The 20,691-nt window shown below is 44.4% G+C and carries 17 protein-coding genes; 10 read left to right on the top strand and 7 right to left on the bottom strand.

Going from position 1 to position 20,691, the window contains the following annotated elements; all coding sequences use genetic code 11:
• Positions 1 to 57: 57 nt before the first annotated feature.
• Together PXY01_RS19560 and PXY01_RS19550 are read left to right on the top strand one after the other, a co-directional pair.
• Positions 58 to 1,119 (top strand): methyl-accepting chemotaxis protein, encoded by a 1,062-nt coding sequence (locus PXY01_RS19560; protein ID WP_127572418.1) that lies wholly within the window; start codon positions 58 to 60, stop codon positions 1,117 to 1,119.
• 1,243 nt (positions 1,120 to 2,362) lie between these two features.
• Complete coding sequence (locus tag PXY01_RS19550; RefSeq protein ID WP_127572416.1) at positions 2,363 to 3,352, top strand: glycosyltransferase; 990 nt, start codon at positions 2,363 to 2,365, stop codon at positions 3,350 to 3,352.
• Between the two features lie 143 nt (positions 3,353 to 3,495).
• Here the strand turns inward: PXY01_RS19550 and PXY01_RS19545 are convergent, their stop codons facing one another.
• The gene (locus tag PXY01_RS19545; RefSeq protein ID WP_307719401.1) at positions 3,496 to 3,903 is read right to left on the bottom strand and encodes a YkgJ family cysteine cluster protein; all 408 of its coding nucleotides are present in this window, start codon (positions 3,901 to 3,903) and stop codon (positions 3,496 to 3,498) included.
• Positions 3,904 to 4,271: 368 nt separating this feature from the next.
• Between PXY01_RS19545 and PXY01_RS19540 the strand changes: the two genes are divergently transcribed.
• From PXY01_RS19540 to PXY01_RS19520, 5 genes are all read left to right on the top strand, one after another.
• A complete protein-coding gene (locus PXY01_RS19540) occupies positions 4,272 to 4,952 on the top strand; it encodes a response regulator transcription factor (RefSeq protein ID WP_127572414.1) in 681 nt (226 codons plus the stop codon).
• 116 nt (positions 4,953 to 5,068) lie between these two features.
• Positions 5,069 to 5,956: a sensor histidine kinase gene (locus PXY01_RS19535; protein ID WP_246028015.1), complete on the top strand. Its 888-nt coding sequence runs from the start codon at positions 5,069 to 5,071 to the stop codon at positions 5,954 to 5,956.
• A 73-nt stretch (positions 5,957 to 6,029) separates the two neighbouring features.
• Positions 6,030 to 6,737 carry an ABC transporter ATP-binding protein gene (locus tag PXY01_RS19530; RefSeq protein WP_127572410.1) on the top strand — a complete coding sequence of 236 codons (708 nt, stop codon included), beginning with the start codon at positions 6,030 to 6,032 and terminating at the stop codon, positions 6,735 to 6,737.
• A complete protein-coding gene (locus tag PXY01_RS19525; RefSeq protein ID WP_127572409.1) occupies positions 6,734 to 7,498 on the top strand; it encodes an ABC transporter permease in 765 nt (254 codons plus the stop codon). Before PXY01_RS19530 ends, PXY01_RS19525 begins: the two co-directional genes overlap by 4 nt.
• A complete protein-coding gene (locus PXY01_RS19520) occupies positions 7,495 to 8,250 on the top strand; it encodes an ABC transporter permease (RefSeq protein ID WP_127572407.1) in 756 nt (251 codons plus the stop codon). Before PXY01_RS19525 ends, PXY01_RS19520 begins: the two co-directional genes overlap by 4 nt.
• Positions 8,251 to 8,307: 57 nt before the next feature.
• On the opposite strand, the gene PXY01_RS19515 is transcribed toward PXY01_RS19520, so the two are convergent.
• Positions 8,308 to 9,798: a methyl-accepting chemotaxis protein gene (locus PXY01_RS19515; RefSeq protein ID WP_127572405.1), complete on the bottom strand. Its 1,491-nt coding sequence runs from the start codon at positions 9,796 to 9,798 to the stop codon at positions 8,308 to 8,310.
• A gap of 305 nt (positions 9,799 to 10,103) precedes the next feature.
• Here PXY01_RS19515 and PXY01_RS19510 point away from each other — a divergent pair, with 305 nt between their 5' ends.
• Both PXY01_RS19510 and PXY01_RS19505 read left to right on the top strand, forming a co-directional pair.
• Entirely contained in the window at positions 10,104 to 11,987 is a 1,884-nt protein-coding gene (locus PXY01_RS19510; RefSeq protein WP_127572403.1) for a DUF2075 domain-containing protein, read from the top strand.
• Between the two features lie 250 nt (positions 11,988 to 12,237).
• Complete coding sequence (locus tag PXY01_RS19505) at positions 12,238 to 14,214, top strand: beta propeller repeat protein (RefSeq protein ID WP_127572401.1); 1,977 nt, start codon at positions 12,238 to 12,240, stop codon at positions 14,212 to 14,214.
• A 121-nt stretch (positions 14,215 to 14,335) separates the two neighbouring features.
• Here the strand turns inward: PXY01_RS19505 and PXY01_RS19500 are convergent, their stop codons facing one another.
• Genes PXY01_RS19500 through PXY01_RS19480 form a run of 5 tightly spaced genes read right to left on the bottom strand, consistent with a single transcriptional unit; the run spans position 14,336 to position 18,982 of the window.
• On the bottom strand, positions 14,336 to 15,037 hold the full coding sequence (locus tag PXY01_RS19500; RefSeq protein ID WP_127572399.1) for a ferredoxin--NADP reductase: 702 nt from the start codon (positions 15,035 to 15,037) through the stop codon (positions 14,336 to 14,338).
• A gap of 52 nt (positions 15,038 to 15,089) precedes the next feature.
• Positions 15,090 to 15,842 carry an iron ABC transporter ATP-binding protein gene (locus PXY01_RS19495; RefSeq protein WP_127572397.1) on the bottom strand — a complete coding sequence of 251 codons (753 nt, stop codon included), beginning with the start codon at positions 15,840 to 15,842 and terminating at the stop codon, positions 15,090 to 15,092.
• A complete protein-coding gene (locus tag PXY01_RS19490) occupies positions 15,839 to 16,897 on the bottom strand; it encodes an iron chelate uptake ABC transporter family permease subunit (RefSeq protein WP_127572395.1) in 1,059 nt (352 codons plus the stop codon). The genes PXY01_RS19495 and PXY01_RS19490 overlap by 4 nt, the downstream gene beginning before the upstream one ends.
• Complete coding sequence (locus PXY01_RS19485) at positions 16,894 to 17,910, bottom strand: ABC transporter permease (RefSeq protein ID WP_127572393.1); 1,017 nt, start codon at positions 17,908 to 17,910, stop codon at positions 16,894 to 16,896. The genes PXY01_RS19490 and PXY01_RS19485 overlap by 4 nt, the downstream gene beginning before the upstream one ends.
• Positions 17,911 to 17,929: 19 nt before the next feature.
• The gene (locus PXY01_RS19480) at positions 17,930 to 18,982 is read right to left on the bottom strand and encodes a siderophore ABC transporter substrate-binding protein (protein WP_127572391.1); all 1,053 of its coding nucleotides are present in this window, start codon (positions 18,980 to 18,982) and stop codon (positions 17,930 to 17,932) included.
• Positions 18,983 to 19,567: 585 nt separating this feature from the next.
• Here PXY01_RS19480 and PXY01_RS19475 point away from each other — a divergent pair.
• Positions 19,568 to 20,566, top strand: coding sequence for an NAD-dependent epimerase/dehydratase family protein (locus PXY01_RS19475; protein ID WP_127572389.1), 999 nt, complete (start codon positions 19,568 to 19,570; stop codon positions 20,564 to 20,566).
• Positions 20,567 to 20,691 lie beyond the last annotated feature (125 nt).

Genomic DNA, 20,691 nt, shown 5'->3' with positions numbered 1-20,691 from the left:
GGGCTGAACATATCGGAGCATGGCGCTAAAACTTCTCTGCTCGATACGGTTCGCGCGATGAATGAGATCGCGGCCGAGCGAATTGATTTGACGCGCAAGCTTACGATCGAACCCGGCGAAGACACGGCTGAGTTGAATGAGTCGTTTAACTACTTGTTGGACAAGATCAATGTTCTCGTACAGCAGGTCCAAGGTCAGACCATGTTCGTGAACAGCAGTTCGAGCCGCATGATCGAATTGAGCGGTCATTTACACGGAAATTCTGTCGAGCAACACGATTCTGTACGCCAGGCCTACGACTATTTCCGCGAAGTTCACGAGAGAATGAAGCGGGAGCTGGCTGAGGATCAAGAAACGATCGACGCTATAGAAAGCTCGGCGAGAATGATCAGTGGAATTTCTGATGATATGCAGGCGATTTTTGGTCAAATGAGCGAATTGGCTGCTTATGTCGGGAATTTGGAACAACAGCTCGCTTTCGCTCAGCATGAGGCTGCGGATTTGATAGCGGCGATGTCGGATATTTCTGCATCTTCTGATGTGAGCAAGCAGGTCACAAGCACGATCGCCGACATTTCCAAACGAATCGGACTGCTCTCGTTGAACGCAAACATAGAAGCAGCCAAGGCTGGGAAGTTCGGCGCTGGATTTGCGGTTGTCGCACAGGAAATTAGAACATTGTCGGAGCAATCCAGTCTTTCCTCCGAACAAATCCGCAACATATTGAATCGCACCAGTCAATTGATCCAAAGCGGCAAAGAAAGCACAGACAAGTTCCGGCAATCCTTTAATTATCTGACTGGAGAAATGAACCAAATCCCGGATAAAATCAGGCAAGCTGCCTTGGAAATCGAAGTGATGGATAAGGCGATGTTCGAAGTGATGGACAACGTCGGGCAATTCCAGGCGAGAACGTCGTCGATGAGAGAGAGCCGCCAGCGTCAGCACCGGGAACTGGCAGTGCTGATGGAACGCATGGAGCGCGTGCTCAATCAAATCGAAGAAAACCACGCGTACGCCAACATGATTAATACGCAAGTCGGCGAGTTGAATGAACGGAGAGATTCCTTAGACCGGGTCGTCCATATGTTCAAAACGAGCAAGGAAGCGACGTATTGATTGGTAAGCAGCGTGTTATTCGCACAATAAACTATTAGACTATCCTCGGGTTCAGGTGAAGCTTGCATTTCATCTGAGTCTGAGGATATTTTGTTCTCCTGTTTGTAGTAACTGAACAAAAAATTCACGTGTAATTGAGGGTATCTGCTTGACACCAATATCGCGATCGCAATTCTTACAGACGGTGAGCCTTGAACAACGTAGTATCTTACTGCTTCATCTTTAAATGCTTTGTTATATAGGCCAATGGTCCCCTGTTCCTCTTTCCTCGTTAGCTTTCATATTATTTCATATGAAGAGGTTTTTCGACTGCATTTTTATCGCAGCACTCCTTCTCGTCCTGTATATTGTTGACATTTTCATTAAATATGTCCATAATAATGCTATGTTATAGGAGGAGAGTAGGGGATGAGTATCAGAGATACTGCAGGTGAAATTTAATGATAATTATTGTGATTGGTCTTGTATTGGATCATGGGAAGAAGTGAGAAGAGTCGAAATAGGTGAACTCTATTAACAGTAACCACATCGTTTCGGAACGGAGATCACACGGATACTGTTTACGAGATAATCTCCAAGGGTAGGGCATTTGAAGAAGCTCTACTTCCTCCTCGTCAATTCGAACCTGATGCCCCAATTACACACCTAGAATAACCGCAATGGTCAATTGAGGTAAGTCTAAATACGCATACAGAGTCATTGTATTCACACATACAAAAGATGTCTGTATAGTGCCTCACTAGCGCTGCATTAATGTTATCTTAATTTTCATAATTTTCTGTCTTATACAAGCTTACGCATAAAAAAATCCTTTACAATAGTTATGGTAGGTAGCCCTGTCCATAATCCACTGAAAAGGATCAATCGCATGGATGAGCATACTCTATTATCTTCGTCTGGTAGATGGTTAGCGCCAATATGTACGAGAACGTTCGCAGATTGGGTTTCGGAAGCTCGGCAAGATCAATACGTGAAGAAGCTGACGACTGTTGCGTACGCGTACCTGAAGTTGTTCCTGCATGCGCAATTGCAGCTTTGTTAAGCGTTTCAGCGTGAACTCGGGCTCACATCCACCTCAGCAGCTCAACTTAGTCGGAAGCACAATCAGGTAACCCCCCGTACTACTTCAACAGGTGTTCGAGCGGCTCGTTAAACGGATTTTGACAACGTATCGCGCGCCGTTTCATAGCAGCAAGATCAAGCTCATCGACTCATACGATTACAATACAAAGGGGAGTTAATAATGGGATCCTTAACATCGGTAATAACAAGTACATACAATAAATCCAAGTATCTCGATCTGACATTAGCTGGTTTCGCTACTCAAACTGACAATAATTTCGAATTGGTGATTGTAAATGATGGCGGAACAGATGAAACCGAGGAGATTATTAATAAATACACAAAATACATCAACTTGAAATACGTTTACCAAAATAATACGGGTGCAGCAGGGGCGAGAAATAAAGCTCTTGAACTTGCTAGCGGTGAAAACATTATTATTGTCGATGACGACCGTATACCGGCTCCTGAATTTATTAGTGAGCATAAACTTCGGCTAAGAACGGATAGCAAGGTTGTAAGTATTGGCAAGCAGAATAGAGTGGTCTCATTTTATACCCATAAACTGGCTTTAGAGTATCGACAATGGATGGACCTTTATAAGAAGTATCCTCAATTGGTTGATTGCACAGAAGATATTCAATTAATAACATCTGTAGACATTCTTGAAAATCCATTAACGACATTGAAAAATCATTTAATAGGTTCATATGATCCAGCAATGCTCATACCTATTGTGGATAAGTATGGAGAAGATTTATCCGGTTTTCATTTTGGGTGGGGTAGAGCATTCGGTGGAAATATGGCTTTTAATAGAAATCATTTAAATGAAAAGATAGTTTATGATGAAACGTATAAAGGTTATGGAATAGAAGATACCGACCTATCTTATAAATTGTATGAAATGAATTACAAGTTTGTATATACACAAAATGCGGTCAATTTTCATCAAGAACATCCTAGGGGAATTCTTGAGAATTCTCAGCATTATAAAAATCTATATAAATTTTGTGATAAATATGATAGTCTAGAGGTCTTTCTGCATAAGTTAGACCATGAAGGAGAAATTACGCTAGAAGAAGCGAATGCTTTTGTTAATATTATCCATAATTATTATGACATTATTCTTCCTATGATTCACAAGTTCATAAAGAAAGTTAGTGCTGAATAATTTGACTGTTTAAATCGACATATCCGCCTACATGATGATAACCGCTGAACCGTCTCTTCTACTAGTAGAGAGACGGTTTTTTACTTTAAATCTCTATTGATTTTCCTTACATATCTTCTGGTCCGCGTATATTTACACCCAAATTACTTGAAATCCTTCCAAGTAAAGTCGGTCGATAAGATCCCAATAGGATTTTCGGTGGTGGTCCAATTTTTTCTTGAAGCCGCTTCTGGTTTTTTGAAACAAATTAAGTTGTTATAGTGCCCGAATGCACGGCATATTGCGGGCCTTACCGAATGAATGCCGCAGCGGTTTTTATTCAGGTCGTAGAAGATACAAGTCCCATAAAATCGATGCTGATTTTCTAGTTCCGAACGATTTTTAGCGGGCATTTTTTTTATTTTATTTTTAATATGATGCAGCTCCTGTTTGGTTATCGGAACCGGACCGCAACATAAGCCACTGCACGTTGTGCATGGAAGACTTTCCAGAATAATTAACCCTCCTAATCCATATTCGAAAACTGCTAAAATGCGCAAATCCAAAATCACTCTAGTTGTAGAATGATTCTTAACAAATAAATTATGAGCTGATGTAAATATATAATACAATATTCAACAATTTTAGTAAACGAGACAGAAAAATTATAATACCATAAAAATAATAATTTGCCAATATTTTTCCTCGTAATTTGTCGCTGTTATTTAGGGATTAAGGGAGCATGGGCGGACAAAAAGTGGACGGTACCTTGCATTAGAGCATTTTTTGTCCCCCGCATACGGCATTTGTGAAGTTTCGTACAGAGACTGTATAGGCTCTATTAATGCTATTACTAGGAAAAATGATAAAATAGAAGGAAATGGATTGCTGTGATAGATCTATAATCAGGTTGAAGAAGGGATGCAAGGGAAGTGGTCTCATGAAAGCGAAGCGTATTCTATTAATTGAAGATACTCAAGAAATCGGATGCTGGGTTCAGGAGGAGCTCAAGAAGCGGGGATATGACGTTTGCTGGTTGTTATCCGGCGAGCATGCTGACAAGGAAATTGGTGGGGTGGATGTGGTTATTCTGGATATTATGCTGCCTGGGCTAGACGGTTTTACGGTCGGCCAGCGGTTGAAGAAAGCTGCGCCAACGGTGCCGATTATGCTGTTGTCCGCTCGGGCGGCTGTTGAGGACAAGCTGCAAGGACTGCAATTTGCCGACGATTATGTCACCAAGCCTTTTTACATCGATGAGATAGCTGCAAGAATAGAAGTGCTGCTTCGCCGCAGCGGAGCGGGACTTGCAGATCATATAAAGCTTGGACAGTATATCCAAGTTAATCTTCCCGGGCGCACGGTAGTTAACGAGCGTACTGGAGAAGAAGTGACTCTGACAGGGAAGGAATATCAAATTTTGGAATGTTTCTTACGCCATCCGAATCAAATTCTAACGCAAGAGCAAATATGGACGGCAGTCTGGGGAGACTTATACATCAATGGAGATAAGGCTCTATCCGTCCATATTCGTCATCTTCGCGAGAAGCTGGAACAAGATCCTAATGCGCCAGAAATTATTCAGACCGTACGCGGCATTGGATATCGGATGAAATTATGAGACAGCGCTCTTTTTTTCGACGATACTTAGTGGTTCATTTTCTGAGTCTGGTTCTGGTCCCTGTTATGATTGTAATATTGGTTCTGGGCGTAAGTTCGCCCTCTAGTGAGTCGAGTATGAATACGTCAAGCAGCATACTTATTATGATCGGTCTCATTATCATTATTTTTATCTCTGTCTCATGGGTGTTCTTCTATCGTCTTCGACAGCAGTTCATCCGTCTGCAGCAGGCGATGGCTGTTCCCGAGGACGGCTCCTGGATTCCAGAACCGGTCCCAGAACCTGCTTCGGGAATGAATGAAGTAGATCAGCTTGGGGCTTCGTTTAATCAAATGATTCGAAAGCTTCGCGAGAGTCACCAACGGGAGCTGGAAGAAGAGTCGCTTCGAAAGCAATTGATCGTCAATCTGTCCCATGATTTACGGACGCCGATGACCGCTCTTCGCGGGCATGCCTCCAGAATGCATAGGGAAAATCTCAGCGAGGAAGGAATGGCCTCGCTCATCGCGATTGACCATACCATTACCCATATGAGCGAGCTAATGGATAACCTTTTCTCCTATACACTACTCACATCAGGTAAATACTCGTATCATCCCGCGCCCACAGATATGGTTCGATTGCTAAGAGAATCTATTGCTTCATGGTATCCAGCATTTGAGGACGCAGGCTTTCGTATAGACGCAGATTTGCCATTCGATGCGACCTTCCTATGGGAGATCGATTCACAATGGATGATACGTGTGCTGGACAACCTGTTTCAAAATGTTCTTCGCCATGCGGCTGACGGGCAGTTCATCAGAATTGCTGCAGATATCGAGCAACAAAGATTCATGATTCAAGATCATGGACCGGGGATGAATGCCCTGTCTGCGAATCGCGGCGCCGGGATGGGCCTCACGATTACCAAGTACATGCTTCATGAGATGAGACTGCAAATCCATTATCGTTCCGATGCAGAGGGGACGACCGTATGGATTGGACAAAAATTAGACGAAGCTTAGACATAACCTTTCTTGAATTTATACTTGTTTCGATACGATGGTAGGCATAACGAAGACAAGGAAGGTGTTATGCTTGATCACGATCGAAAAGTTAACAAAGCGCCGTGGATCACACCCTATACTTAACGGAATTAGCTTTGAAGCCAAGCCAGGCCGCGTGACCGGGTTTCTCGGTCCCAATGGCGCAGGGAAAAGCTCTACTCTGCGAATCCTGTTGGGACTTGACCGGGCCCAATCAGGCACTGCGTTGCTCAATGGCATGCCATATACTCAGCTTACTGATCCTCTACGGACTGTTGGCGTCGTATTGGACGGATCAGGAGCACATCGATCGCGTACAGGGCGAGCGCATTTGAACTGGATTGCCAGGTCTGCAGGGCTTCCTCTTTCTCGAGTCAATGAAGTCCTTGAAATGGTAGGGCTTCTGGATGCTGCCTCGAAGAGGGTTGGCCATTACTCTCTTGGTATGACGCGTCGACTAGCCTTTGCTGCCGCACTGTTAGGAGATCCAGAAATACTCATCTTGGACGAGCCGGCTAATGGACTTGACCCGGAAGGGATTCGTTGGATAAGGACGTTTGTCCGTGAACGTGCGGCATTAGGCTGCACGGTATTATTATCGAGCCATTTGATGGGGGAAACCGCCGACACGGTTGACGACATCGTCATTATTAATAAAGGGTACATTATGGCGAGCGGTACGCTTACCGAGATCGTTGGTTCCCATAAGTCATTAGAAGATGCCTTCTTCGCTTATACGGCAAGGGAGGACATCCTATGAGAAAAGCACTTGTCGCAGAGTTCTCAAAGCTGCTCTCCTTGCCTGCCATATGGATCGCCGCTGTGGTCGGTATACTTGTTGCGCCCGTGTTCGCCGTAATCCGCTCCTTACAGGAGCTCTCGGATATTAACAAAGGCGTTCAAACATCAGTAGAATACAATTTCAGTTATGAAATGCTGGGGTTCGGTGTTGCAGGGGTCATTATTGTTGGCGTATTGGCAATCAGCAGTGAATACTTTACCGAAAGTGAAGAATCCGGCGGCGGACGCCAGATCACTACGAGTCTGACGGTTAACACATCTCGAATTCGTTTTCTACTGTCGAAAGCGGCTGCCGTTGCAACGATTAGCGCCATTCTCGCCATCATCGCAAGCCTTCTCACCACGATCATGATGCAGATCATCCTTGAGGATTATACTCCGGCACTTGGGCTTAACGATATTTATCGCCTAATCGGCGTTGTATGCTATTGGATGCTTACCGCGCTTATGGCCTTAGGCATTACAATTCTGACACGGCATGGCGCTCTGCCGCTTACCATTCTGATGGTGAATAGCTCTGTCGTCAGCGTGTCTTATTTGCTGTCTCGCATTACCCCTCTGGCGTACTATTTGCCGGATAGGGCTGGAATCCATATGTTCTATGAAATTGAAGATACCGCGAGACAACTTACACCGCTTTGGGGCGGTATCGTGATGGCGTCTTGGGTGATCGCGTTGTTGACGCTTGGGACATTTGTCTTGTGTCGGAGGGATGTATGAGTAACCAGATGAATGGACGGGACATGTCTCGGGCGATATTGGCGGAGCTGTCAAAGTTATGTTCGCTGCCGATTACATGGTACATCCTCGGGAGTACCTTAATGGTCAATCTTGCTCTAGCTTACGCTTATTCGAACGCCGGATTGCAGGGCTTCATGTCCATGCAGAGCACATTGGAAATCGGGCTGGCTTCTGTCAGCTATTCGAAAGCGGGATTTATGCTCTTCGGTATACTGACCGTATGTTCGGAATACAACGGTGGTCAGATTCGCACAACATTGGTGGCAATGCCGCATCGGGGCATCCAGATTATGGCGGCGATTGCCACGTTGACCGCCATGCTTATTCCTGCTGCATGCGTTGTATCCTCTTCTGGCGTTCTGCTTGCTCAGACCGTATTCGGAGATGACCGTCATTCCATTGCAGGGGAGAATCTTGTATCCTCCATCCTGGGAGTGAGCGTATACCTCACACTGACTGCTCTGATCAGTGCGGCAATCGGAATTATTATGCGCCGGATGCTTCCTGCGCTCGCTATTATTCTCGGTTATTACTTCATAGCGGGTCCGTTTATACGGGGTAAGGCACAGTTAGCAAAGTATCTTCCGGATACAACTGGAGTTGTGATGTGGTCTGCGCAGCCGGATCATGTAACCATGCTTTCCCCAGTGCAAGGGGGTATCCTATTGAGTGCTTGGACATTCGCAAGCATTATAACGGCGGCGATTGTACATCGAAGGCGAGATGTGTGAATAAGGGATTGAGAATCTGTATAGGACTCTCAATCCCTTCTGTTTAGACTCGATCATCTACTTCACCGAATTACACAGCCCCGTCAATTTCTCGCTTAGCTGATGAAGCTCGTCCATGGACTTGCTTATTTGCTGAATGGCATCATCTTCCTTGTAGATCGTATCCTTCATTTCCCGCATAATGCGATTATTCGTGGCAGCCATACTCACGACCGATTGCAGCTGTTGTTGAGTCTGAACATACTTCGTGGACGAGCTATGGATTGAATTGTTGCTGTCGTGAAGCTGGACGCTCATCTGATCGAATGTATGCCTGATGGAATGAAACAATGTCGTAATGTCATGCAGCAGCTGATTTACATTTTGAGCAGCGGCCTTACCTTCGACTGATTTGACTTGTGCGTCTTTTGAATTTTCGAACAGACTGTTCGTTACTTCATTAATTTCTGCTGCGAATTGATTGCTTTGGATCGCCAGCTTCCTTACCTCCGAGGCTACAACCGCGAAGCCTAACCCATGCTCGCCTGCTCTTGCAGCTTCAATCGAGGCGTTCAAAGAGAGTAGGTTGGTTTGCCCTGCGATATCTTGAATGCCCGTAAGCAGCTTATTGACTTTGAGCAAGTTCTGCTGCAAGGAATCGATGGTCTCAACTGTCTTATTAATCGTTTGATTCATCACATCCATATGCACTGTAATATCATGAATTTTGGTTTCACTAACTTGAAAATGCGTATTCATCGCACTCGCGTCATGAATTACATCTGATGATATGGAGGCGGAGGACTGTAGAGCTTCTTGAATATATAACATTTCTTCATTCACAGAAGTAATTAAACGTGTTTCCTGCTCAATGGATGAGGCAACTTCATCTGTACTTCCGATGATGACCTCACTGCTTCGACTTACTTCAGTCGTATTGATACGAACATCTTTTACTTTCTCCTCTAGGTTGTGAGCGCCTGCTTCTACGGATTGCAGCAGTACTTGTAATTGTTCGAACAGCTTGTGTGTTTCTTCACTGTTTCTTCTGCTTTCTTCAATGAGTCTACTGCCATTGCCAGTTAAGAAATACAACGCGATGATCGTACCGGCTAACAGGACGTAGACCGTTACAAATATTGAAAGGCTGTTGTTTGCAGCGAGAAATTTGTCTCCTGCCAGAAGATATAAGAGGAATACCAGGCTGGATACGATGCATCCGAATATGACAATAAGCTTCTTATCGAAATATAAAGCAATCATAATAACGGTAAACATTAGAATATAGTGCTTATTAAGTCCAAATCCATCAATATAAAATAAAGCAAGAATAACAACTGCTGGGATCAGTGCAAACATTAATGCTTTTGATTTATCGGGTATTCTCACAAAATAAACAAGGGTAGAGAGAGCAGCGATGCCTGCCCCAATAAACACATAATCTGACGCTGCGATAAAGCCTCTTCCTAATATTAGAGATCCAACAACCAGTACAATTATGGCATAGGTCAAGAACAAGTTAATTTTATGTATCCGTTTTGCGTCAAATGGTTTAGTTGTCGTAATCAAGCATGACCCTCCATAAATTAGGCGTATAGTTATTATGTGATAATCCGATTATACTATATAATTCGATTATTTAGATATATTTTCTTGTAGAAATAAAAATACATATACCATTTAAACCCATAAATACAACCATCTGCTTTATATTAAGGCTTGATTCAACACGACTTTTCTAAAATCCAAATTCTAGGAATATGGAAATCAAGAGGGATGGTTTTATGACGGAAAACCATTTACAATCTAGTTGGATAAGAATGTTAGGCTGAATGCAGCCTTTTACTACGCAGCTAAAGAGGTGGAGCAATTCCATGATCGTATACGAAGCAACTAAGCTTGAATTTATTACGGATGTATTCACGGATAATGTAGTTACCCATATTACGACAAATTTTAAAGAAAAGATCGGTAAGGTCAATGAGCGGGAGGTGCGGGCTTGGGACAATTCGCTGCAGTATATGTATCGGGTTCTTGTCGACACGGAAATTCCGGATAATGCCGGAGTGGCCATTGAGTTTAAAGTTCCTTACACGTCGAAGCGAATCGACTTCCTTATTTCAGGTCGCAATGATCATTCCGACTCGGTGATGGTAATTGAACTGAAGCAATGGAATTCGATCGAGAAGGTGGAGGGGAAGGAAGCAATCGTCAAGACTGTGTTGAATAGAGGAGTCAGGGAAACGCCGCATCCATCTTACCAAGTATGGACATACTCATCGTTAATTGAAGATTACAACGAGAATGTACAGAACGAGAATATTGAGCTTCATCCCTGCGCGTATCTTCATAATTATCCTATTTCACCGGATGGCGATCCTTTATTAGATCCGATATATCGTTACTATATTGAGAAGGCCCCGGTATTTGCCAAAGGCGATGCGCAGAAGCTAAGGGACTTCATTAAGGCGCATATTAAATATGGTGACAACAAGGAGAATCTGTATCGCATTGATAGAGGGAAGATTCGTCCTTCCAAATCGCTGCAGGATTGTCTGAACAGCATGCTGAGAGGCAATAGCGAATTCAAAATGATCGATGAACAAAAGGTTGTATACGAAGAAGCGTTGGTGCTCGCCAATAAGGCTCAACGAACGGGACAGAAACAAGTGCTTATTGTTGAAGGCGGACCTGGTACGGGGAAATCAGTGCTCGCTGTTAATTTGTTAGTACAATTGACGCAGTCAGGATTAGTCGCACAATATGTGACTCGCAATTCCGCTCCGAGAAACATTTATGCAGCAAAGCTGTCCGGGGATTTTCGCAAAACGCGTATTCATAACCTTTTCAGAGGATCGGGAAGCTACTATGACTGTCCGGCCAATGAGTTTGACGCTCTACTCGTTGACGAGGCGCATCGGCTGAATGAGAAATCCGGTATGTATCAAAACCTGGGCGAGAATCAAGTTAAGGAAATTATTCAAGCCTCAAGGCTCGCTGTATTTTTTATTGATGAGAGGCAGCGTGTAACCTTAAAAGATATTGGCAGTATCGAAATGATTGAGAAATTCGCATCGGAGCTTGGAGCAGCGGTTACGAGAACGGAGCTTACTTCACAATTCCGTTGCGACGGTTCAGACGGTTATATTAGCTGGCTTGAGGATGTATTGGGAATTCGAGACACAGCTAACGCTAATGACATGGGAATCGACTATGATTTTCGCGTGTACAGTGACCCTCATGAGCTGAAAGCCAAGATTGAGGAGCTGAACGCTGCGAATAATAAATCAAGAATCGTGGCTGGATATTGCTGGGATTGGTCTAGTCAATATCGAAAAAATCCTAACTACCATGATATCGTAATAGAAGAACACGGGTTCAGTATGAGCTGGAATCTCGACAATACAACAACCTGGGCAATCGATTGTAACTCCGTTCATGAAGCTGGCTGCATTCATACCTGCCAAGGTCTTGAATTCGATTACGTCGGCGTCATTATTGGCAACGATCTTCGTTACAGTAATGGCCAGCTCATCACGGACTTCAGGCAGAGAGCCAAAACCGATCAATCGCTCAAAGGGATTTCCAAGCTGTTGAAGGAAGATAAAGCGAAGGGCGAGAGACTGGCAGACGAGATCATTCGGAACACGTACCGCACACTGATGACTCGAGGACAAAAAGGCTGCTTTATCTACTGCACGGATAAAGGCTTGGAAGAGTATTTTAAAGAAAGACTTGAGAGATTATCAAAGCAATAATGAGTGGGTGTAAACAATGGTGAACGTCCCAAGGATGCATGATTGCGTCTCGGGGCGTTTTTTTACATTACGATGAGTAGAACTTCAAGGTATAATCATTTTTTTTGATTAATTCACTCATATATACGAAAATATGACACTGGCCCCCATTAAAATATTGAAGCATTGGGTATACAATAGTCTAGTCATCGGCTCTGTATTCTGGGGTTCGTAATTTTCCATCATCATGAGACGACAACAGGAGGGAATTATGAGGTTGAAAAAGGTAGCCGCGTTATGGTGCAGTCTGATTCTCGTAATGGCTTTGTTATTAGACAATATTACGGTATCTGCTGCATCCACTTACGACAGCATTGACAGCATAAAGCTGCAGCAATCGCCCTATGCGATCGGAGAAGGCTGGACGGTCGATTTATCCTACAGTAATAGTGCACCTTATGCGCTGATCAAAGGGAAGAATGAATATATGGCCGTTGGGCCTTATGGGACCGTGATGAAATCGACAGACGGACGGAATTGGAAGACACTTACAAAGTTCGGTAACTATCAGCTTACGACGATCGCCTGGAACGGATCGAAATATCTATTGTTCGGTACCAACACGCAATATGATAACGAAGCGCAGTATTCTCCATCCGAGGCTTTCATGTCTGCGGATGGGAAGGAATGGACGAAAATCGATTTTGAACCTGGCGAAGCGATTCATTACGCCGTCTGGGGCAAGAATGAGTTTGTCGCTGTAGGGCGCGAGCATGTGTATACCTCCAGCGATGGAATCAAGTGGACCAAAACCTTCACCCACCCAGTATCCTACGGCTACCATCCGATTGAATACGTTCACGATACTTATTTCTTGTATGGGTTCGAGGACAATAAGGTCTATACCTCGAAGGACGGGAGGAAGTGGACGGGCCGGGCACGGGACACGAAAGCCAATATTATCAGCATGATCTGGGCGAACAATCAGTACATAGGAGTCGGCAACGGAATCTATACGTCAGCAGATGGAGTGAGTTGGAAGAAGCAATCCAATTCGCCAAGTGGAGTGAATCTAAGGTCGATTGTTACAGATGGAACAATGTATATCGCGGAAGGGTATCTCCAAGCGAATAATCAGCAGGTGTCCTATACGTCCCGAGATGGCGTGAAGTGGAGTAAGCATAGTCTTCCCAATCTTAATCTAGAGATTTACTCAATCTATCCGGTGAACGGCGGCTTCGCCGGCATCGGCTCGAACGAATCCGATGGTACCTATTCCTTCTATACGAAGGATGGTGTGAAGTGGAGCTATAAATTGATCGGAACGCCGGTCGTAGGCGAGTTCACGGGGATCGCAACGAATGGCAAGAGAACGGTAGCCGTCGGTTATCTGGGCAGTGTTGTTTATACCGATAACGGCACAGTGTGGAGGTCAGCGCAGCCTTTTGCTTATACGAAGAACATGGGTAGAACGAATTTATTCGATGTGGCTTGGGGCGCGAACAAGTTTGTAGCCGTTGGTAACGGAGGCGTGTATACGTCTTCTGACGGAGTAAGCTGGAGCAAGCAAAAGGTTGCCTTTAAAGATGCTTATGGCTCGCTGCAGAGCATTAAATGGACAGGGAAGGTTTTCGTCGCATCCGATCAAGGTTACGGCGTATACGCGTCTAAGGACGGTATCACTTGGACGAAGGCGACTAAAGTGAGTAAGAGCGGCTACTGGCTCACTTCAATGGTGACGAATGGAACGAAGGTCGTAGGCGCGTTCCAAATCTACAATAATGGCAAACCATATACCCAAATTATGCAGACGACGAACGGGATCGATTGGACGACAGCGGCAACCTTGAATTCGAGAGATGTCGATCTCGCTTGGAATGGACAGTCTTACATAGCCGTTAATCCGTATAATCCTGCGCTGCTGTGGACGTCAAAGGATGCGAAGAAGTGGTCCAAGGCTAAAGTGAATTTGGATCAGAATGATCATTTTCAATTCACGACCTCATTCGACGGTTATTTCTTTGCTTTTAACGACTCATTAAAAAAAGTAAACGGAAATTATGAAACCTATATTGCTTATTATGTATCGAAGAACGGTACAGAGTGGAAAGAGATCAAGGTTCCTGACAAGCAGAATGTTGAAACGTTCGGAGACCAAATGGTGATCGATGGTGTCAAGGCGCATGGATACTATATATTCGTCGGTGGCTCAGGCCAGATCATGTACAATAAGCAGCTGCAATTTTAAAGAATAGGGCTTGGGCTCGGTCTTGTACCGGGCTCAGGCTTTTTATTTTGGTCAAAAAATACACCCTAAATGTTAGATCCGATCTGACATTTAGGGTGTATTTATGGATACTCTATGATCATTACGCTAACAACTGTTCTTTCTGCTCTTGGCGCTTATCAAGCATGATTTGTTCGACTGGAATACCATTCTCACGCAGGATGGCGATGTTGTCGGCAAGGAATTGATCGCTGCCTACGATATAGAACAGTCCGTCCTTGTCTGCAGCGAGCTTCTGAACTTCCGCATAGTATTCTTGGCGATTGTCTACGAACTGTGCGGTAAAGCTCCGGTCGGGTGCGGATTTGAACAGATCCGTGAACAGGAACTGCTTCGATGATTCAATGTTCAAGGAATGCATATGTTTAATGTTGTCAGGACGGTTGAAATAATCAAGCACAATCGACCGGAACGTCGCAATACCGACGCCTGAGGACAATAGGTACACATTCTTCCCGTTGCGCTTCAGCGGCAGATTGGTGTGCGTTTTGAACAGCGCTACTTCATCGCCGATTTGAAGCTGTTTGAGAATCGATTTGAATTCCGAGCATTGCTCCTTAATCCGCGTTGTAATGCCAATCGCATCTTCTGACGGTACAGTGGAGATCGACATATGGCGAACGAGACTGCGGTTAGGTTGGTTTCCTGCATTAAAGCCTTTCATTGCGAAGTGTGTATGAGCACCCTCGTCCCATGTAAAGTCTTCTGGGCGTTCGAGCAAGAACGTTTTGATTTCAGGCGTTTCCTCTACAATCTTCTTGATCTTAAGCCAGTAAATTTGCACCGTATATCGCCTCCGCATCATTTAGTAAGCTGTTTCAAGCAGGTATCGGCATTTAATATACCGCTAATGGGCCGTATGGACCTTGGATAATATCAATCTTCGTCTCGAAGATATCGGTCAGAAGATCAGGCTTCATAATCTCCTCTACGGTTCCGAATGCAGCGATTTGTCCATGCTTCATTGCGCAGATCCGATCGGAATATTTGGCCGCGAAGTTGATGTCATGCATGACGGCAAGAATGGTTCTGCCGAACTCTTTCGCTGCTAATTTGAGATGCTCCATCATTTGAACAGCGCGGGCGATGTCCAGATTGTTAAGAGGCTCATCCAACAGCACGTATTCGGTTTCTTGACATAGAACCATGGCGACGTAAGCCCTTTGTCTCTGTCCGCCTGACAGCTCATCTAAATACCGATGCTCAAGCTCCGTCAGCTTGAAGAAGTCGATATACTTCGAGATGATAACCTCATCTTCCTTCGTCAATCTTCCCTTCGAATGCGGGAATCTTCCGAAGCCTACCAGCTGTCGAACTGTAAGTCGAGTGACGAAATGGTTCTCTTGCCGCAAGATAGTTAGAATTTTCGCCAAATCTTCGGATTTCGATGTGGTGACGTTCATATTGGCGACCGTAATTTGACCTTCATCCATGTTCAACAATCGGCCGATCATGAGAAGAGTCGTCGATTTTCCAGCACCGTTAGGGCCAATTAATGAAGTTACCCCTGCTTTAGGAATATCGATATTCAAGGGTCCAATCTTGACCTCATCCGCGTACCATTTCCTAGCGTTCTGAATTTTTATCATAGCGACCTCTTCCTTAAGATAACAATAAGAAACGTGATTCCACCGAACAGCTCGATCAAGACGCCTACGACAGTTTGATGATGGAAGACGTGATACAGCAAAAAGTACGCCGATGTCAGAATACCGAATCCGATTGCGAAAGCCATCGGAAAGATGTATCGGTGATCATACGTTGGTGCAGCCTGATAGCTCAGCATCGCAACTAAAAAACCAAAAAAGGTAAGCGGGCCAAGCAGTGATGTGGACACCGCCATTAAGACCGCAACTAAGACGAGCGTTATAATGATGCCAGCCTGGTAGTTCACTCCGAAGGTTGTAGCCACATCTCTGCCGAGAGATAGTACATTTAATCGTTTGGAGAAGAAGAACAGGGCTAGGACCGTAATGAGAACAAGCGGAATCACGATCGGGAAATACTCGGAATCCGCATTCGTTACAGAGCCAATAAGTCGTGTTTGCAGCAGATCGAACTCCGATGGAGCAAGCACCCGTCTCATAAAGCTTGACACAGAGCCGAGACCAGCGCCAATAATAATGCCGACAAGAAGCATCAGCTGCAAATTGCCATACTTCCCGGACAGCAGCCATCCATACAGGATTAAGCTCATCGCAATCATCAGACCGACCTGGATGATGAAGGCTCCTGTACCGCTGAAGCTGACAAGCGCATTAGCTCCGAAGAAGAACAGGATACTCGTCTGAATCGTAGAATATAGCGATTCATAGCCAAGAAGAGACGGCGTAATAATCCGGTTATTCGTAACGGACTGAAACGCGACGGTCGAGAAGCTGTGGCATAATGCCGCAATAAGCATGGCGACAATAGCTACAAGTCGTCTCTTAACAACAGGGACGAAGGAAGGGGAGTCAACCGGCACCGGATTGTTATAAAACAATAATCCTGCGGAAGCGAGCAGACCCACCCCAATGCATAACGATAAAATCATCCAATAGCGCGCCGCTTCTTTCCTGGAACGGAAAGCACTGGCGGATCTAACGCGAATGCCGGTATTGACAACGCTACTGGTGTTGAGTGGATAATCCAATGTCTTCATCGCAGCCTCCTGCTTTTTCGTTGTCTTAGCAACATTAGGATGAAGACGACTGCCCCTACAGTTCCAAGAATTAAGGAGACAGGCACTTCGAAAGGCATAATGATGACCCTAGATAGGATATCACATAGTGTGATCGTTCCCATCCCCATCAAACATACCCATGGAAGATTGCTTTTCAGATCATCTCCTCGAATCATGGATATGATGTTAGGGACGATCAATCCTAGGAAAGGGAGGTGACCGATGACAGCGGATACAATGCCGACCGATATGGCAATTAATGCATTAGCCAATAGAATAAGCCGGTTGTAATTGACACCTAATGTTGTAGCTACGTCTTCGCCCAATCCAGCTAATGTTAGACGATTGGCATATATAAAGATAAGAATGGTGACGATGACAATAACCCATAAATATTCATATCTTCCGACTTGAACGGCGGCGAAGGAACCGATAAACCAGCCTTCAATCGTCTGTGACATGTTAAAGTAAAGCGTCAAGAAAGAAGAAAAGGCTGAAATGACGGAACCAAGCATTAAGCCAATGATCGGAACGATAAGAGACGAGCGCAGCTTGACTCTTCTTAAGAAGAGGAAGAAGATCATCGTCCCAATGAAAGAGAACACGATGGCGCCAGTCATTCGCATGACTAATGTAGGTCCAGGGATAAGCATGTATACCGCAAGCAAACCTAAGCCGGCCCACTCTGTCGTTCCGATCGTGGTCGGCTCAACCATTTTATTCTGTGTTACCAGCTGCGTAATTAGCCCTGTCATGGCCAAAGCAGCCCCAGCCAGCATCAAGGCGATCGTTCTAGGAACACGAGTAATGAAGAACATGTCCCAGCCGTCGTCTTTGCCGAATATGTCATACACGCCAGTAAACAGAGAGATGATCCCTAAAATGACAACGCAAAGAAGCGCGAGTATAAATGGAAACGTCCATATCTTTTTACGTGTAGAAAGCTGAGGTTGAGAAATAGTCTCAACCTCAGCGATAGCTTCATTGGGCACAATAATGTACTCCTTTATTTTACTTCTTCAGAGCTTTAGCAATTTCGTCGAAGATTTCGATGAACGTTTGAATCGATTCGTTCGTGTACGTGTCCGCTGGAGCGTATACGGTTTGGCCTTTCGTGATAGCCGACGTATTCTTCAGTGCTGGAGCGTTGTCAATTACGTCTTTAGCAGGAACGCTTTCTCCTTCGGCAGAAGTTGCAGCGTCACGGTCCAGTACGAAGATCCAATCCGGGTTGCTTTGTGCAATGGCTTCTACAGACACTTCATCGCCTTGGTGATCGGAAGTTGCGCCATCAACCTGCAATGCAGCTTTCCAACCGAAGATATCGAACAGTGGACCCCATACGCGGCCAGTCGATGGTGCGGAGTAGCCGATGTTACCGCCGGAAACGATGACGCTCATAACGCTATCTGTACCATTGTAAGCCGCTTTAGCAGCTTCAAGCGATTGATCGAAGCTTGCGTTCAGTTCTTTCGCTTCTTCATTCTTATCGAAGATTTGTCCCAGCATCGTCGTTATATCTTTGAAGCCTTTGACCAGATTGTCGCCTGGCGTGCCGTTCTCGCCGGATACATCAATGTCAATGTTCAGGACAGCTGCATTCGGAACAAGCTTCTTGATATCTTCATAGAACGTAGCGAAGCGTTGACCGACAATAACAAGATCAGGGTTAACAGCAGCGATAATTTCCAGGTTAGGCTCTTTGTGGTTACCGATATCTTGTACAGACTCATCCGTTACATAAACGCTGTCTTTCGGCATTACGCCTTTAGGTGCTGCAGCGAGCTTGATGCCCCAAGCAGCGAGCGTCTCGAACGTTCTGTTATCCAAAGCAACGACGTTTTGTGGATTAACCGGAACCGTTACAGTAGCACCTGTGCTGTCCGTAACATCAACCGTCGTTGGCTTTGCAGCCTCTTCAGCCGGAGCCTGTGCTTCAGTAGTGGTCGTGTTAGAAGCGTTGCTCGTGTTTTCCTTATTGCTTTCTTCTTTGCTCGAATTGGAGCAAGCAGCTAGTGCAAAGACTAGCACTGCCATCATGAGAATCGTTGTGATTCTTTTCATTGCGCAACTCTCCTTATCATATATAAAAATTGTGCATAAATATAGTGGTTATCGGGTGGAAACTATTATGTATTACATTTCCCATTCTCAATGATAATGAATATCATTTGCACCACCGGAAATGATTATAACAACTCGTTTCATAAAGATCAATACTCTATCTGAAATTTTTTCCTTCTACATAAATTTGACACAAACTCGGTTGAGCACTTTGAAAGTCTCCGGAAGACGGGATGACCTACGCGAAACTTATGCATGGTGTACAGCCTTTCTTCGACTCACCCTTCGTAATATGCTAGATTACTGCGTTTGATGCAGGAATTTTGCTTCATTATAGATCGAAACGGGCTACTTATACGAAAAGTATGCATGGTGTACAGCCTTTCTTCAGTCAATCCTCTACATGCGGTTCAAAAACTGCAATAAGTGCAGAAATGGAATATGTACTGGCTGTATATTAATGAATTTCCTTGTAGCGCTATTATAATAAAATCAAAATATACTATAATATACCTAGAGTAGCATATTTGAATGGTTAAGGAAGTTGTAAAGCTTGTATCATGGTCGCTGGAGGGGAATGACTGAATGAAAATACTAATTATTGGTGGAACTCAATTTATTGGTCCGCATGTAGTAAGAAATCTTGTTCAATTAGGTCATGAGATTACAGTGTTTCATCGAGGTGAGAACAATAAGCTGGACGTGAACGTCAACCAGATATTGGGGGATCGCAATCATCTAAGTGAATACAGCGAGGAATTTAGTAGATTGTCGCCTGACTTAGTGCTGGATATGATTCCATATATCGAACAGCATGCAGACGATCTATTAAGTGTCTTTAAAGGGATTACGGGGCGAATCGTAGCGATAAGCAGCGGGGATGTCTATTTTGCATATGATGTGATTATCCGAAATGAGCTTGGACCAATAACCGAGGGTCCAATATCAGAACGATCACCGTTACGTAAGAAGCTATATCCATATCGCAATAAAGGTAACAATGACTACGATAAGATCCCAATCGAACATAAAATATTGAACAATGATATTCCAGGAACGGTTCTAAGATTACCCGTTGTATATGGACCGCATGACGGCCAGCATCGGTTCTTTAATTATGTGAAGAGGATGGACGACAAACGTCCGCATCTATTGCTGGAACAAGGGTTTGCAGATTTTAGATGGACCCATGGTTATGTTGAAGATGTAGCTCATGCTATTACATTGGCGGTAACGAAAGATATAGCCAAAGGAAAAGTTTATAATGTAGGCCAGCAGAATGCATTGACGATGTATGAATTAGTAGCTGAGGTTGGCAAGGCGAGCGGATGGTCAGGCGAGATCATTAAAGCAGATCGTGAAGCTTTACCTCCACATCTGAGATTTGATGATTTGAATACCGAACAAAGCTTAGTCTATGATACTTCATTGATTCGTTCCGAGCTTGGATATCGGGAGCAATATTCACTGCAAGAAGGCCTGTTAAAGACAATTGAATGGGAAAGGTCCAATCCGATTCCATATAAAGAAGAGGATTTTAATTATCAGCTTGAGGATGAGATTTATTGCAGGATTACAACCTAATTTTGTTTGTAATTGGGAGCATGAGGTTAGCCGTCAGAACGACTTTGGCTGACCTCTTTTTTATCCAAAAATTGCTTTAGCTAGCAAATAAGACATGTTAGGAATATTGACATATGCCGTCCTGT

The sequence above is a fragment of the Paenibacillus xylaniclasticus genome, from assembly GCF_004001065.1.
GTDB lineage: Bacteria > Bacillota > Bacilli > Paenibacillales > Paenibacillaceae > Paenibacillus_T > Paenibacillus_T xylaniclasticus.
Note: the sequence above shows the minus strand (reverse complement) of the source record. Positions and strands in the feature narration are given on the sequence as shown.